Below are 12,865 nucleotides of genomic sequence, written 5' to 3'. Positions count from 1 at the left end.
TCTTGCCGAAGTGGCAAATGGAGCCATGGCCACCGAGGAGCAGGACGAGGAACTCGCCGGCGTGCTCACCGCCGTGGGTCCACGGCTGCGCGCCCTGCGCCGGCAGCGCGGCACCACGCTGGCCCAGCTCAGCGAGACCACGGGGATCTCCCTCTCCACCCTCTCCCGGCTGGAGTCCGGGCAGCGCAGGCCGACGCTGGAGCTGCTGCTGCCGCTGGCCAGGGCGCACCGGGTGGCGCTCGACGAGCTGGTCGGCGCCCCGGAGACCGGTGATCCCCGGGTCCGTCCGCGCCCCTTCGTCCGGCACGGCAGCACCTACGTGCCGCTGACCCGCAAGTTCAGCGGGGTGCACGCCTTCAAGCAGATCCTCCCGCCCCTCGAGGGCCCGGCGCCCGAGCCCGAACTCAAGGTCCACGAGGGCTACGAGTGGCTGTACGTGCTGTCCGGGCGCATCAGGCTGCTGCTCGGGGAGCACGATCTCGTCCTCGGCCCCGGCGAGGCCGCCGAGTTCGACACGCGCACCCCGCACGCCTTCTTCAACGCGGGTCCGCAGCCTGCGGAGTTCCTCAGCCTCTTCGGCCCCCAGGGCGAACGGATCCACGTCCGCGCCCGGCCCACCACTCCACCGGAAGGACGCCCATGACCACCGCCGGAGAACGTCCCGAGCGCGCCGTGCCGCAGCCCAATGCCGTCGTCGGCGTGGGGCTGGTCGTCGTCGGCCCGGACGGCCGGGTGCTGCTCGGCCAGGCGCACGACGGCCGCTGGGAGCTGCCCGGCGGCAAGGTCGACCCCGGGGAGGGCTTCGAACAGGCCGCGGCCCGGGAGCTCGCCGAGGAGACGGATCTGCGGGCGGCCCCCGAGGAGATCCGCGTCCTCTCCGTCCAGATCGACGCGAAATCCGGCATGACCCGGCTGACGGCGGCCGCCGTCACCACCTCGGCGGAAGGCGTCCCCACCGTCACCGAGCCCCACAAGATCGCCCGCTGGCAGTGGTTCGCCCCGGCCGAGATCCCCTCGGCCCTGTATGCCCCGTCGGCCGCCGTGCTGCGTACCTGGCGCCCGGACCTCGCGGCCCTGCCGCGCGTCCCCTCGTACGACTATCCGACCGCGAGCCCGGGCCCGACCGCGACATCCTGAGACCCCCGCACCGCCCGCGGCCACCCGCGGCCCCGGGCGGGTACGGGACCCGGCCTCACACCGTGAAGGTCGTCGCCACCGTCACGGCCGTCACCGCCACCATCGCGGCCTGCACGTCGCGGATGGCCGTCCGGACACTGTCGCCCGCCCACTGACCTGCGGCTATCTCCGCCGCCCTCGGGGCCACGGCGTCGCGGGGCCGGTCGGGGAAGGCCAGCCGGTGCAGCCCGGTCGAGTGGATCAGTGCGATGAGGCCGGCCGTTCGCTCGTCCGGCTCGGCACCGTCGATGACGACGGAGCACAGCCGCTCCCGCAGCGCGCGCTCGACGGCGCCGTCGGTCTCGGGGTAGCGCCGCTGCGGGAACATCCCGAGCACCTTGTGCACTTCCGCCGCCACCAGGCCGCGCGCGACCAGGCGCTCCAGCGCGGCGCCGACCGCCTTGGTCTGGTCCCTGGTCAGCCAGTCCGTCACCCGGCGGCTGGCGCGGCCGCGCAGCCAGGCCTCCATCAGCCGGATCCGGCCGTCGAGCAGTTCTTCCCCGGTGGGCGTGGTGTCCCGCAGCTCCAGGTACTTGCCGGCCACGGACACCCGCTCCGCCATGACCAGTTCGAGCAGGATCGCGCCCGCTGCGGCCCAGCCCGCCGACTGGCGCTCGCGCACCTGCCCGGACCCGTCGTCCAGGGACAGCAGCACGATCTCCTCGGCCAGTGTGATTCCCATGTCGGCTCCCGTCCCCGTGCTCCACACGCGTCGACGGGGAGGACGGCTGCCGACAGGCGGAGGTTCCGATTCCGGCACGCACTCGCCACGGATCCCGCCACGGATCCCGCCACGGACCCGCCGGACCCCACCGCGCTACGTCCGCGCCACCACCCGCGGCGCGAAGTTCCCCTCGCCCAGGTCCTCGGCCAGCAGCCGCCTCGCGATCGCGTCCGCCGCCACCCGCAGTTCGGCGCTCCGCGGCCGCCCCCGGTCCTTCTCCAGCTGGTCGCCGAGCCACCGGGCCCACGCCGCCGAGATGACGGCGGCCTCCCGCTCCCCGGCCGGGGTGAGGGAGAAGTAGCTGGCCTCGCGGCTGAGGTAGCCCTCGTCCGTCATCCGGTCGAAGACCGGGAGCAGCACCTCCGGCGGCAGCGACCGGCGCGCGGCGATCAGCCCGATGCTGGCGGTGCCGACCGTCCGGGTCATGAGTTCCACCTGCATCACCGCCCACGCCCCCGCGATGTCCAGCCGGGTGTCGGAGGCCTCGAAGATCCCGCGTGCCGTGTCCCGCCCCATGCTCCGTACGAGTTTGCCGACCGCCAGCTCCAGCAGCTTGGCCGAATCCCCGCTGGCCGTGGCCGGCGAGCCGAAACCGTCGCCCATGTCCGTGGAGCCGGCCCGGGCGGTGTCGCGCAGCTTGACCTGCTTGAGGAAGAGCCCGGCGACGAACCCGAAGACCGCGACCGGCACGGTCCAGAGGAACACCGTGTGCAGGGCCTCCGCGTACGCGTCGATGATGGGTGCCGCGGCCTCGGGGCTGAGCCGGTGCACCCCTTCCGGGGTCGACGCGGCCTCGGCCAGCCGTGCCGGGTCCTGCCCGGTGGCACGGGCCGCCTCCGCCACCGCCGCCTCCAGTCCGGGCCCCAGGTGGTTCGCGTAGATCGTGCCGAAGACCGCCGTCCCGAAGGCGCTGCCGAGCGTGCGGAAGAAGGTGACCCCGGAGGTGGCGGTGCCGAGGTCGGCGTAGTCGACGGTGTTCTGCACGGCGATCGTCAGCACCTGCATGGACAGGCCGATGCCCGTGCCGAGCACGAACATGTAGAGCGATTCCAGCAGGGTGCTGGTCCCCGGCTGCATCCGCGACAGCAGGTAGAGGCCGACGCCCATGACCGCGTTGCCGACGATCGGGAAGATCCGGTACCGGCCGGTCTTGCTGGTGACGTTGCCGCTGAAGACGGAGGCGATCAGCAGTCCGAAGACCATGGGCAGGGTCCGGACGCCCGAGATGGTGGCCGAGTCCCCGTCGACGTACTGGAGGTAGGTCGGCAGGAACGTCATCGCGCCGAGCATCGCGAACCCGACGACGAAGCTCAGTACGGAGCACACGGCGAAGACCGGATTGCGGAAGAGCCGCATCGGCAGCATCGGTTCCGCGGCCCGCGTCTCGACCAGGCAGAACAGGGCCAGCGCGACCGCGCCGCCCGCGAAGAGGCCGATGATCGCCGGCGAGGTCCAGGCGTACTCGTTCCCGCCCCAGCTGGTTGCCAGGATCAGTGCGCTCGCGCCGACCGCGACGAGGGCGATGCCCAGGTAGTCGATGACCGGTTTGCCCGAGGCCCGTACCACCGGGATCGTCTTGGCGGCCGCGACGACCACGAGGATCGCGATCGGGACGTTGACGTAGAAGCACCACCGCCAGGTCAGCTGGTCGGTGAAGAATCCGCCGAGCAGCGGTCCGATCACGGTGGCGACGCCGAAGACCGCGCCGATCATGCCCTGGTACTTGCCGCGTTCGCGCAGGGGCACCACGTCGGCGATCAGTGCCATGGCGGTGACCATCAGGCCGCCGGCTCCGACGCCCTGGACGCCGCGCCACACGATAAGGAGCGTCATGTTGCTGGACAGGCCGCACAGGAAGGAGCCGCTGATGAAGATGATCGCGGAGATCTGGAAGATCAGTTTCCGGCCGTACAGGTCGCCGAACTTTCCCACCAGCACCGTCGACACGGTCTCCGCGAGCAGGTAGGAGGTCACCACCCAGGACATGTGGTCCCCGCCGCCGAGGTCCCCCACGATCGTGGGCAGGGCGGTGCCGACGATCGTCTGGTCGAGTGCCGCGAGCAGCACGCCCAGCATGATCGTGCCGAAGATGATGTTGCGCTGCGCCCGGTCGAGCACGGGTGGCGCGGCGGCTACGGCGGGAGCAGTGGTCACCCTCGCACTCTCACAGCGCCCCCGCCCCACCGCATGCGGCACTGCGCCGTACGGGGGGACCGGGCGGCGCTCGGCGCAGGCGGATCAGCGCAGGTAGGCCAGGCCCGGGTGCTCCGCCGCGTACCCGTCGAGCAGCCGCCGCGCCACGGCCACGGAGTCCACCAGCGGGTGCAGCGCGAAGGCCTTGACCGCGGCCGCCCGGGACCCGCTCGCCGCGGCCGCCAGGACCTCCCGTTCGACCGCCTTGACGGCCGTCACGAGCCCCACCGCGTGCAGCGGCAGCGGTTCGACGCCGACCGGGTGGGCGCCGTTCGCGTCGACCAGGCAGGGCACCTCGATGACCGCCCCGGCGTCCAGGACCGACAGCGTCGAGCCGTTGCGGACATTGAGGATCAGCGTGGCCCGCTCGTCCCGGGCGATGGCCCGCATCAGGGCGAGCGCGACCTTCTCGTAGCCCCCGGACTCGAGGTCGCTCTCGTCGCGCTCGCCGACGCCGGCCGCCTCGCGGTTCTCGGCCATGTACGTGGCCTCGCGCTCGGCCCGGGTCCGGTCCCAGGCGGCCAGCGCCGCCCCGGCCGGCTGCCCGGCCCGGCCGGCCTCGGCGTAGAAGCCGCGCTGCTGGTCGCGCAGGAAGGCCCCGCGGGTCTGCACGGCTTCCTGGTACGCCCGTACGGTGTCACGGTTGAAGTAGTAGTAGTGCAGGTACTCGTTGGGGATCGCGCCGAGCGAGCGCAGCCACTCGGCTCCGAAGAGGCGGCCCTCCTCGAAGGACTCCAGGGCCTTGGTGTCGGCCAGCAGCCGGGGGAGTTCGTCGCGGCCGCCGATGCGCAGCCCGCGCACCCAGCCCAGGTGGTTGAGACCGACGTAGTCGATCCACGCCTCCCCCGGCCGGGCCCCGAGCAGCCGGGCGATGCGCCGGCCGAGGCCCACGGGGGAGTCGCAGATGCCGATCACCCGCTCGCCGAGCTCCTCGGCCATGGCCTCGGTGACCAGACCCGCCGGGTTGGTGAAGTTGATGACCCACGCCTCGGGGGCGGTACGGGCGATCCTGCGCGCGATCGCGCGGGCCACCGGCACGGTCCGCAGGCCGTACGCGATGCCGCCCGCGCCCACCGTCTCCTGGCCCAGCACTCCCTCGGCCAGGGCGATCCGCTCGTCCGCGGCGCGTCCGTCCAGGCCGCCGACGCGGATGGCCGAGAAGATGAAGTCCGCGCCGCGCAGGGCCTCGTCGAGGTCCCCGGTGGCGGTGACGGCCGGGGCGTCCGGTACGCCGGCGGCCGCGGCCTGGTCGTGAAGGACGCGGGCCATGGCGGTGAGCCGCGCCGGGTCCTCGTCGTACAGCGTCACATGGGACACCCGGCCCTCGGCGTGGTCGCCGAGCAGTGCTCCGTAGACGAGCGGTACCCGGAAACCGCCCCCGCCGAGGATCGTCAGCCGCACGCCCTACCGCCCTTCGCCCGTGCCGGTGCACATGCCACGGCAGGTGCCGGTGACAGTGGCAGCTCCCGTGGCCGTTCCACGCACCACGATCGTGCCGGCGGCGGCTCCGGGGGCTCCGATGCCACGATCGTCGACACGATCGGTGGCAGGGAACCCGAGGCGCGCACCCGCCGGCACCAGTCTGCCCCGGCCGGTCACTCCCCCAGCGACGGCACGGCGCGCAGCCGGGCGCCCTGCTGGTGCACGACCCCGGCGCCGCCCCGCACGGGACCCACCGGTCCGCCCTGCGGCGCCGACAGGATCAGGGTGATCCGCGTCAGCCCCATCTCGCCCAGCATCCGGCTGGTTTCGGCCACCATCCGGCAGCGCACCAGCCCCCTCCGCGGGTCGGGGTGGCGCACGGTCCGCACCGCCCCGTCCATCTCGGCGGCCTCGGCCCCGCGCATGCTCAGCCAGTGCGGCACCCCGTACCGGTAGGCGGCCTCCATGAACGGGTCACGGGCCACCTCCTGGCGGATGCTGCGCAGCCCCTCGTCCTCCGGAGCCGCGGCCAGGGCGGCCGCGAACTGGGCCAGCAGCGGTACGCACCAGGCCGGTTCGTGGTCCTCCAGCACGGCCGCCGCGTCCGGGTGGAACAGCACGAAGCGCAGGAAGTTGTCGTCCGGCAGGGCCGTCGGGTGCGGCCGTACGGACTGGAAGAGCTGGTCGAAGGCCGAGTTGGTGAGTGCGACGTCCCAGCGGTGGTCCACCAGGAAGCTCGGGTACGGCACGGACTCCATGAGGGCCGCATAGTCGCACAGGTAGTCGCGCTGCGCGGGGTCCTCGGGCAGTCTGTTCTCCTCGGCGGCCCGCCACGTGGGCGGCGGGTCGCGGTCGACCATGACGCGGAACAGCCAGAAGCACTGCCGCTCGCTCATCTCCAAGGCCTCGGCCAGGGCGAGCAGTTTGCGGTCCGTCCACTCCTTGACGAGGCCGCGTTCCCAGTTTCCGTATGCACGCACGCTGATGCGCAGCCGGGCGGCGAGGTCCTCCTGGCTCAGCCCCAGCTCCTCGCGGCGCTGGCGCAAAATCTCCTTGCGTCGCTCCGACCGCACGGCGCCCCGTGCGGACTCCTCGCCCGCCAGGCGCTCCTCACCGGCTCGGGCGAGGCCATCGGACGGGCCCACCGCTGCGAGATGTGGCACCGAGAGCTCCCCCTCCTCCGGTCTGGATCTTCATTTCCGTGTGGCGATCCTGCTACCGACTTCATTCGAGTGTCAACTATTGTGGCAATTCCAGCCTCTTGACAGCTCATTCCCGCCACAGCTGTGGCACGTTCTAGCCCTTCCGGGCGAGAGCGGCTAGATTCCAGAAGCCGACCATGTGCCGTACCGACTTCGCGCGATCTAGGAGAACCACTGGTGACAGACGGCTTCCCGGCTCCCGTCGCGGTGGCCAACGCACCCCTGGCAGCCACCATCACGCGCGTCGCCGAACTCGCGGCCAAGATGGGCCGCGACCCGAACCACGTCTTCGACCTGCGGCGGCTCTCTGAGGCCTCCGGCGTGCCCACGGACGTGGTCAAGACCCTCCTCGACGGCAGGCCGGCCGGCGAACCCGATCTGCAGACCCGGTTCCTCCAGCGGCTCGACCTGCTGAGGCGCACCCGCGTCAAACCCAACGGCCGCCGCTACACGCAGCAGGAGATCGCGGACGGCGCCGGCATGTCGCGGCAGCAGGCCGGGGCCCTGATCAACGGCGACCGCCGCCCCACCATGGAACACTGCGACGCGATCCAGCGCTTCTTCGGGGTGCACGCCGGGTTCCTCACGGCGCACGACTCCGACGCCCTCACCGACGCGCTCCAGCGGACCGAACAACAGCTGCTGCAGGACTTCGCGGGGCGCGCGCGGGAAACCGTACCGGCCGCGGCCGCATCGGCGGGCGATCCGCTGGCAAGACTCCTCCAGAACCACGGCGTGCGCGGCATCGCCTGGCGCGCCGCCCAACTGCCCAGCGACAAGCACCGGGACAAGGTGACCGAATGGCTGGACATGCTCCTCGAAAGCGTAAAACCGAACGAATCCTGACCCAGTCGAAAGTCTGGGTCTGATCCTTGAGTCCTGATCCGGATCCGCGCCGACGGGGAGAACGGTGAGCATAGGCAGAGAGCAGCGGCGGTTGTGCGGGGAGCTGGTGGCCGGCATCCGGCTGACCGCACCCGTGGAACCCGTGGACCTCTACGCTGCCCTCTGCGAGGGCATGAGCAGACACCGCGGCCGTCGGGTGGACTTCCGGATGGCCTCGTTCCCCCCGCGGACGGCCAGCGGCCTCTGGCTCGACATGGCGGACCGCGATCTCGTGGTCATCGAGGAACGCACCGCTCCCGACCACCAACTGGTGATCCTGGGCCACGAGCTGTGGCACATGAAGGCCGGCCACTGCAGCCACCACGTCGACGGCGCCGCCGTCGCCGCGCGGCTGCTGACCGACGAGGCGGACATCGGAGAGACCGTCCGCCGTGTCGCGGCGCGCACGCGCGCCGACGTACAGGAGGAGACCGAGGCCGAAACCTTCGGCTTACTGCTGGGCAGTCGATGCCGGAACTGGCTGGCCGGATCGGCCGGCCACCGGGCTCCGGTCCAGCGCGACCAACTGGCGGGCCGGATCGAGGCCTCGCTGGGCTACCGGGGGCACAGGAACGACCGTTGAACGGCGAGGACTACTACATACCGGCGGCCGCGATGGCGATCTCACTCGCCTTCAAGCTGCCGGCCTTGCGGCACAACTGGCGCGACCCGCTCCTGCGTTCGGTCGTCGCCCTGCTGACTCTTGCGGGAGCGGTGTTCTTCTTCGCGGCCCCGCCCACCATCGCGGCGGTCAATCGCTGGACCGGGATCGTCAACGTCTCGGCCCCCCTGGTGTACTGCCTGATCACCGCCTTCAGCGCCTCCTGCCTGGTCCTGATGGTCAACTGGCGGGGCGGACCGCCCGAACAGACCCGACGCGTCTCGCGCCGCTGGATCACGGGCTACAGCCTCGTCATCGTGGCCCTGATCGTGCTGTTCGCCCTCGGTGACACCCCGGTGGAGCGGCTGCGCGACTTCGACACCTTCTACGCGAACACCCCGTACATCGGGATGATGATCGCCCTCTACCTGCTGGCCCACCACGTGGCCGCGGTGGTGATGGTGGTCCTGTGCTGGCGCTGGTCCCTGCAGGTGCGCGGCTGGCTGCGGGTCGGCCTGATGATCATCGTCTCCGGCTACATCTTCAACCTCACCTACGACGCCACCAAGATCTCCGCGGTGGTCGCCCGCTGGCTGGGCCACGACCTCGACGATCTGAGCACCTACGTCGCCCCGCCGCTCGCCGCCCTGGGCGCGCTGATCAGCGCGATGGGTTTCGTGGTCCCGCTCGTCTGCCAGCGGCTGTCGGACCACTGGCAGACCTGGGCGACGTACCGCCGGCTCGGCGCGCTGTGGCAGGAGGTGCAGATCTCCGCGCCCGGCGGCACGCCCTCCGTGCAGATGGCCTGGTGGTCGGCGGCTGAGCTGCGGGTGATCCAGCGGGAGTCGGACATCCACGACGGCTTCCTGCACCTGGGCCCGTACTTCGACAAGGGCCTGCGCGACGGCGCCTACGAGAGCGCCGTCGCCGGAGGGGCCGACGAGGAGACCGCCCGCGCGATCGCCGACGCCGCCATGGTCGCGGCCGCCGTGCGGGCCCGCTCCGCGGACCCCGAGGGAAAGATCATCGGCGAGGACGAGGAGACCCTGCTCGACACCCCCGACGTGCCGCGCGACCTGCTGGCGATCTCCCACGCCCTGCGGCATTCACCGGTGGTGCAGGCGGTCCGTCAGCAGGTCGCGGTCTAGCGGGCGACCCTGCGGGCTCGGCAGGCCGCGGCTCAGCGGGCCGCGGTCACCGCCGTCTTCGGGAACAGGTCCTGGAACGGGCCCGCGGAGTCGATCCCGTCCCGCCCGTAGGGCGCGTCGAAGCTCCACACCATGAACAGCAGGAACACGATCAGCGCGCTGAACAGGCCGGCGAGCAGCAACTCCCGCCCGGAGCGGCGGATCTGCAGGGTGAAGATCAGCCCGACGGTGACCACCCCGCCGACCAGCAGCCCGAACCACACCACGCTCGGCAGCGTGGACTCCGAGCTCTGCGTCCGCGAGTGGCGGGCGTCGTCGGCCGCCGCGATGTGGTCCAGCAGCGGCTGGTACGCCTGCGCCTGGAGTTCGGTGGCGGGGCTCTGGTGGGTGACGTCGCTGCGCAGCTTGCCCAGCAGCTGGGCGCCCTCGGCCGACGCGCCCTCCCCGGAGGTCAGCAGCGGCCAGTCCACGGCGACGGTGTGGGAGACGTACGCGTCCACCTCGCCGCGGATCCGGTCGCGGACCGCGGCCGGGTAGACGTCGGCGCGCTGGGTGACCTCGTACAGCGCCTGGGCCTCGCGGCGCACGCTGTCCTCCGCGGCGCCGCGCGCCTCCCAGACGCCCGCGATGGCCAGGCCCAGCACGATGGCATAGACCACGCCCACCATCATCGTCATGTACTCGATGACGTCGGGGGTTTCGCTGGTGTCCTCGTCGTCCGCGGCCCGGCGGTGCCGGATCGTGGTGATGGCGAGGACGACGGCGCAGACGAGCGCCATGGCAATGGCCAGGACCAGCCATTCGGACACGTGGATTCTCCCGGTGTGGGTGGGGTGGGTGGTGGGGTCGGCGGGGCGCGGTGGGCGGCGGGCGGCCGCGGCTCCTGGAACAGGCGGTCAGCCGCGGCTCTTGGAGCGCGGACGCAGGGCGGCCGCGGCGAGTACGGCCGGGGTGGTGACGACGACCATGAGCATCACGGTGGACATCCCCTTCGGGCCGCGCCGCTCCAGGGCCACCGCGCGGTACGGACGCACGTGGAAGGCACTCACGCGCGAGGCGGCAGCGGCCCTGGGCGAGGGCGGGGCGGGTGCGTCGGCGGGCGCTCCTGCGGCGGCGCCCCCGGGATCCGGCGCGGGCACCGGCGGCTCCGCCTCCCCGGCCGCGGCCTCCGGGGAGGGCGCCGCCGGAGCCGGCACGACCGGCGCCTGCGCAGGCTCGGGCCGTCCGGGCCGCTCCGGCCGTCCCGGCGCGGCGACGGCCGGCGCGGGCATCCGACCCGGGTGGTGCACGGTGGGCCGGTCGGCGCCGGGCACGGCCGCCCGTACCGAGGGCCTCCCGGAAGGCGGGGCGACGGGCCCCTTCGGCTGCGGCCCTTTCATCGGCACGCACAGGTCGACGCGGGCTCCGCGGCCGTGGCCGTCGCCCGCGACCGCCACGTGGCCGTGCAGCGGGCAGAGGGCCGCCACCAGCCCCGCCCCGGCGAAGTACTGCCAAGCGGTCACGCGCGTCCTCCCGAATTCCGCAGCAGATGCATGGGTCACCGCTGAAGAAACGATCAAGGCCCGTCTTCGACACGCCGCGGACGGATCGGGAACCCGGACGCGGGGGTCACGTCACCCGGTCGTGCGTCCCTCGTCACCCGGCCGCGTCCGCCGTGCGTGCGCCCGGCCCGGCCCACGGCGGCGATGCGGCATGATGTCGCCATGGGGACCCAGGGGGAGAACGCCCGACTGATCGCCGGGCGTTACCAGCTGGATGCCAAGCTCGGCCGCGGTGGCATGGGCATCGTGTGGCGCGCCACCGACCAGCTGCTTCGCCGGTGCGTCGCCGTCAAGGAGGTGGCGCTCGATCCCGCGCTGTCCGAGGACGAGGCCCGGCTCCAGCGCGAGCGCACGCTCCGCGAGGCCCGCGCGGCGGCTCAGCTCAAGCACCCGCACATCATCGTCGTGCACGACATCGTCGAGGACGACGAACGCCCGTACATCGTCATGGAGCTGGTCGAGGGCGGCTCCCTCGCCGACCGGCTCTCCCGGACCGGCCCCGTGGATCCCGCGGAGGGGGCCCGGATCGGGATCGCCCTGCTCGGCGCCCTGCGCACGGCCCACGCGGCGGGTGTGCTGCACCGGGACATCAAGCCGGCGAACGTCCTGCTCGAGGCACCGGGCGGCCGGCCCGTCCTCACGGACTTCGGGATCGCGCAGGTGGCGGGCGCGACGACGCTCACCTCGACCGGGGCCTTCGTCGGATCCCCGGAGTACACCGCGCCCGAACGGATGTCCGCGCAGACACCGGTGGGTCCCGAGTCCGACCTGTGGTCGCTGGGCGCCCTGCTCTGCGCGGCGGTGAGCGGGGCGTCCCCGTTCCGGCGGGACTCGCTCGGCGGGGTGCTGCACGCAGTGGTCTTCGACGAGATCCGGCCGCCCGCCGCGTGCGGGCCGCTGCTGCCTGTGGTGCAGGGGCTGCTGGAGCGCGATCCGGCCGAGCGGCTCGGCGCGGACGAGGCGGAGCGGCTGCTGCTGCTGCTGCTGCTGCGGGCGTACGCGGCGGCGGCTCCGGAGTACACGCCGACGCAGGACGTGGCCAGGCCCGCCGTACCCGCACCGGTGCCCGTACCGCCACCGGCACCTCCGCAGGCACCGAGGCCGACGCTCGTGCCGGCGACGGCGCCCGTGACCGCCCCCGTGGCCTCGGTCCCGGCATCGGCCGCCTCCGCCTCCGCCTCGGGGAAGCGGCGGCCGGGGGCCGCGCTGATCGCCGGCCTGCTGGTGGCCGCGATCGCCGGGGCGGGCGTCTCCGCCGCCGCGCTGCTCATGAACGACGACGAACGCCGGGGACAGGCCTCCACCAGCGGGGCGGCCGGCGGCCGCAGCCCGGCTCCGGACACGGTCACCTCCCCGACCCCCGCACCCACGACCCCTGCGCCCACCACCCCCGCGCTCTCCCCCGGCGGCCCCGGCGAGCGGACCGGCGCGGTGGTGACCCCTGCGGCGCCGCAGCCGGTTCCCCCGTCCTCCGACGACAAGGGCGCCCCGGCCGGCTACCGGATCGCCGAGGACCCGGAGGCCTTCTCCCTCGCCGTCCCCCTCGGCTTCACGCGCAAGGTCGAGGGTCCGCGGATCTTCTACGTGTCCCCAGGTGAGACCTTCCGCATCGGCATCAAGGTGGCCGATCCGGAGTCGGGCGGGCCGCTCGCCGTGCATCAACGGGCCCACGCCAAGGGGCCGTCCAACAACCCCGGTTACCGGGACGCCGAGGTCGCGGCCAGCACGCACAACGGCCACGAGGCCGCCCTCTGGCTGTTCACCTGGAACGGCTTCTCGGCGGCCGAAGGCTCCCGGCACACCCGCGACCTGTGCTGGGAGGAGGGCGGCCGGCTGTACGACGTGTGGGTCTCCTCGCCGGTCGGACGCTCCGGCGAGGCGCGGGGCTACTTCGACACGGCCGTGCGGACCTTCGCACGGACCGGCTGAACACCGGGCCCGGACGACTCGGGCCGGGACGGCTGCGGACCTGC

At 73.0% G+C, this 12,865-nt stretch carries 12 protein-coding genes; 6 read left to right on the top strand and 6 right to left on the bottom strand.

Translation table 11 applies throughout. The features are described from left to right. Nucleotides 1-25 precede the first annotated feature (25 nt). Nucleotides 26-643: a helix-turn-helix domain-containing protein gene (locus OG472_RS34885; RefSeq protein WP_405942379.1), complete on the top strand. Its 618-nt coding sequence runs from the start codon at nucleotides 26-28 to the stop codon at nucleotides 641-643. Beyond that, a complete protein-coding gene (locus OG472_RS34880; protein ID WP_405942378.1) occupies nucleotides 640-1,137 on the top strand; it encodes an NUDIX hydrolase in 498 nt (165 codons plus the stop codon). The genes OG472_RS34885 and OG472_RS34880 overlap by 4 nt, the downstream gene beginning before the upstream one ends. Before the next feature lie 55 nt (nucleotides 1,138-1,192). Here OG472_RS34880 and OG472_RS34875 read toward each other — a convergent pair whose 3' ends face one another. The 4 genes from OG472_RS34875 to OG472_RS34860 form a co-directional block, all read right to left on the bottom strand. Beyond that, complete coding sequence (locus OG472_RS34875) at nucleotides 1,193-1,858, bottom strand: GPP34 family phosphoprotein (protein WP_405832865.1); 666 nt, start codon at nucleotides 1,856-1,858, stop codon at nucleotides 1,193-1,195. Nucleotides 1,859-1,993: 135 nt separating this feature from the next. Beyond that, entirely contained in the window at nucleotides 1,994-3,976 is a 1,983-nt protein-coding gene (locus tag OG472_RS34870; RefSeq protein WP_405943227.1) for an MDR family MFS transporter, read from the bottom strand. Nucleotides 3,977-4,138: 162 nt separating this feature from the next. Then, nucleotides 4,139-5,494, bottom strand: coding sequence for a 6-phospho-beta-glucosidase (locus OG472_RS34865; protein ID WP_405832863.1), 1,356 nt, complete (start codon nucleotides 5,492-5,494; stop codon nucleotides 4,139-4,141). A gap of 194 nt (nucleotides 5,495-5,688) precedes the next feature. Then, entirely contained in the window at nucleotides 5,689-6,678 is a 990-nt protein-coding gene (locus OG472_RS34860) for a helix-turn-helix domain-containing protein (RefSeq protein ID WP_401604920.1), read from the bottom strand. Nucleotides 6,679-6,894: 216 nt separating this feature from the next. On the opposite strand from OG472_RS34860, the gene OG472_RS34855 reads away from it, so the two are divergent. The 3 genes from OG472_RS34855 to OG472_RS34845 all read left to right on the top strand — a co-directional run bounded on the left by OG472_RS34855 (nucleotide 6,895) and on the right by OG472_RS34845 (nucleotide 9,351). After that, nucleotides 6,895-7,563, top strand: a complete 669-nt coding sequence (locus OG472_RS34855) for a helix-turn-helix domain-containing protein (protein WP_383572409.1) — start codon at nucleotides 6,895-6,897, stop codon at nucleotides 7,561-7,563. A 64-nt stretch (nucleotides 7,564-7,627) separates the two neighbouring features. After that, nucleotides 7,628-8,185: a toxin-antitoxin system, toxin component gene (locus OG472_RS34850; protein WP_327412539.1), complete on the top strand. Its 558-nt coding sequence runs from the start codon at nucleotides 7,628-7,630 to the stop codon at nucleotides 8,183-8,185. After that, nucleotides 8,182-9,351, top strand: coding sequence for an MAB_1171c family putative transporter (locus OG472_RS34845; RefSeq protein ID WP_401604916.1), 1,170 nt, complete (start codon nucleotides 8,182-8,184; stop codon nucleotides 9,349-9,351). Before OG472_RS34850 ends, OG472_RS34845 begins: the two co-directional genes overlap by 4 nt. 32 nt (nucleotides 9,352-9,383) lie before the next feature. On the opposite strand, the gene OG472_RS34840 is transcribed toward OG472_RS34845, so the two are convergent. Together OG472_RS34840 and OG472_RS34835 are read right to left on the bottom strand one after the other, a co-directional pair. Next, the gene (locus OG472_RS34840; protein ID WP_401604914.1) at nucleotides 9,384-10,160 is read right to left on the bottom strand and encodes a hypothetical protein; all 777 of its coding nucleotides are present in this window, start codon (nucleotides 10,158-10,160) and stop codon (nucleotides 9,384-9,386) included. An 87-nt stretch (nucleotides 10,161-10,247) separates the two neighbouring features. Then, nucleotides 10,248-10,853, bottom strand: a complete 606-nt coding sequence (locus OG472_RS34835; protein WP_405942377.1) for a hypothetical protein — start codon at nucleotides 10,851-10,853, stop codon at nucleotides 10,248-10,250. 201 nt (nucleotides 10,854-11,054) lie between these two features. On the opposite strand from OG472_RS34835, the gene OG472_RS34830 reads away from it, so the two are divergent. Continuing rightward, the gene (locus tag OG472_RS34830) at nucleotides 11,055-12,821 is read left to right on the top strand and encodes a serine/threonine-protein kinase (protein WP_405942376.1); all 1,767 of its coding nucleotides are present in this window, start codon (nucleotides 11,055-11,057) and stop codon (nucleotides 12,819-12,821) included. Nucleotides 12,822-12,865: the final 44 nt, after the last annotated feature.

Source organism: Streptomyces sp. NBC_00207, from assembly GCF_045160965.1.
In the GTDB taxonomy this organism is placed as follows: domain Bacteria; phylum Actinomycetota; class Actinomycetes; order Streptomycetales; family Streptomycetaceae; genus Streptomyces.
The sequence above is the reverse complement of the archived record's forward strand: the minus strand, read 5'-3'. Positions and strand labels throughout refer to the sequence as shown.